The sequence below is a fragment of the Mycobacterium sp. genome (genome assembly GCF_049585075.1).
Taxonomy (GTDB): Bacteria; Actinomycetota; Actinomycetes; order Mycobacteriales; family Mycobacteriaceae; genus Mycobacterium.
In genome coordinates, this window is the sequence record NZ_JBAUZA010000489.1 from 1 (window position 1) to 1,797 (window position 1,797).

Sequence of the window (1,797 nt, forward strand, 5' to 3'; positions counted from 1 at the left end):
GCTGCACCCTGCGAGGAGCCGTCCGGAAGCCACCGTGGCAGCAGCGAGTTTGGGTCGGTGTCCGCATCGGTGCCGTCGGCCTCGCTGTCCGGTTGGGCGCCGAGCCGTCGCTGCAGTCGCTCGGCAGGCAGTTCTGTGCGCATGCGCCGACGGTAGGTGCGCCGACTGCCTCACCAGGGTCGTCGCGGAGCCTGCCGACCCCGGGCTGTGGACTAACTGCCAGCTGTGCACGGGTTTGACGGTTGGCCAGCCGGGTAGCCGGAGCCCATTGGTGACGATGCATGGAGGTAACCCGATGAGCCGCGCCGGCGACGATGCGGAGCGCAGCGACGAGGAGGAGAGGCGCACATGAGCTTGGAAGCAAATCCGAAGCCAGAAGCCTCAATCGGTGAGCTGATGAGCCAGCTGTCCGCTCAACTCTCGCGACTGGTGCGAGATGAAATGCGCCTGGCGCAGAAAGAATTTCAGCAGTCGGCCAAACATGCCGGCATCGGCGCCGGGCTACTGACCGCAGCGGGTCTGCTCGCCTTCCTCGGCGTGACCAGCCTGATCGCGGCGGCCATTGCCGCGGTCGCATTGGCGCTGCCAGTCTGGGCGGCTGCGCTGATTGTCGGTGCGGCAGTGCTATCGGCTGCCGGGATATCCGCTCTGCTCAGCAAAAAGCAGGCCGGCGAAATGACACCGGCAGCGCCGCAGACCGTCGCCAACGTCAAAAAAGACGTGCAACAAGTGAAGGTTTCTCGCCATGACCGCAGCTGAACCACACGAACCCGGACGCGACGCGGACATCCGCGAGATCCAAGCCGACATCGAACGTACCCGCGGCCAGCTCGGTGAGACCGTCGATGCGCTTTCGGCGAACCTGGACGCAAAAAAGGACGTGCTCGACAGGTCCAAGGCAGCGGCTAAGCCGTCGCTGGCGGTAGTCGCGTCGGTTGCCGGCGCGACCGTCGTCGCGATGGTCTGGTGGCGCCGCCGCTCGGGCCGCCACCACGGTTGACGCACCCATGGGACTCACCGTCGCAGTTACCGGCCCGACTGGCGATATCGGCATTTCAGCTGTCTCAGCCCTGGAGCAGCACCCAGGTGTCGACCGCATCATCGGCATGGCGCGACGGCCATTTGACCCAAATCCGCAGGGGTGGACCAAGACCGTCTACCGCCAGGGCGACATCCTCGACCGTGACGCGGTAGACGAGCTGGTCGCCGAAGCCGATGTGGTGGTTCACCTGGCATTCGTCATCATGGGGTCGCGCGAGGACAGCCAGCAGGTGAATCTCAGCGGCACCCGTAACGTCATCGAAGCTTGCGTCGCCGGCGCCCCCGACAGTCGGCCGCGCAGGCTGGTGTACAGCTCGTCGGTGGCCGCCTATGGCTATCACTCCGACAATCCGGTCCCCCTCACCGAGGAGGTTCCCGCGCGGGGTTCGCCTGAGCACTACTACTCCGAGCAGAAGGCCGCCTGCGAAGCGGCGCTCGCTGAACTCACCGCGACATCGCCTCTGGAGGTGTTCATCCTCCGACCCTGCATCGTGGCGGGGCCGCATGCGCACGCGCTCGTCGAGGCGCTGCCGTGGAACCGGGTGCCCTACTTGAGCACCGCAAGCCGCATGCTGCCGGTGCTCAAACCGCTCGTTCCCGATCCCGGGAATCCCCTGCAGCTGGTGCATCATGACGACGTCGCCGCCGCCATCGCGCTGGCGGCAACGGGATCGGCTCCACCGGGGGCGTACAACATCGCCGGCGACGGCGTGCTGTCGGTCTCCGATGTGGCCGAGGCCCTCGGCGGCCGGCCCG

General features: G+C 66.8%; 3 protein-coding genes and 1 pseudogene. 3 read left to right on the forward strand and 1 reads right to left on the reverse strand.

What is annotated here, in order from left to right; all coding sequences use genetic code 11:
- A pseudogene (locus WB785_RS22980) lies at window positions 1–143 on the reverse strand (hypothetical protein); the annotation flags it as partial.
- A gap of 205 nt (window positions 144–348) precedes the next feature.
- Here WB785_RS22980 and WB785_RS22985 point away from each other — a divergent pair.
- The 3 genes from WB785_RS22985 to WB785_RS22995 form a co-directional block, all read left to right on the forward strand.
- Window positions 349–759 carry a phage holin family protein gene (locus WB785_RS22985; RefSeq protein ID WP_424082137.1) on the forward strand — a complete coding sequence of 137 codons (411 nt, stop codon included), beginning with the start codon at window positions 349–351 and terminating at the stop codon, window positions 757–759.
- The gene (locus WB785_RS22990) at window positions 746–1,000 is read left to right on the forward strand and encodes a DUF3618 domain-containing protein (RefSeq protein WP_424082139.1); all 255 of its coding nucleotides are present in this window, start codon (window positions 746–748) and stop codon (window positions 998–1,000) included. Before WB785_RS22985 ends, WB785_RS22990 begins: the two co-directional genes overlap by 14 nt.
- Window positions 1,001–1,007: 7 nt before the next feature.
- Window positions 1,008–1,797: NAD-dependent epimerase/dehydratase family protein (locus WB785_RS22995; RefSeq protein WP_424082141.1), on the forward strand; the 790-nt coding region annotated here is incomplete at its 3' end.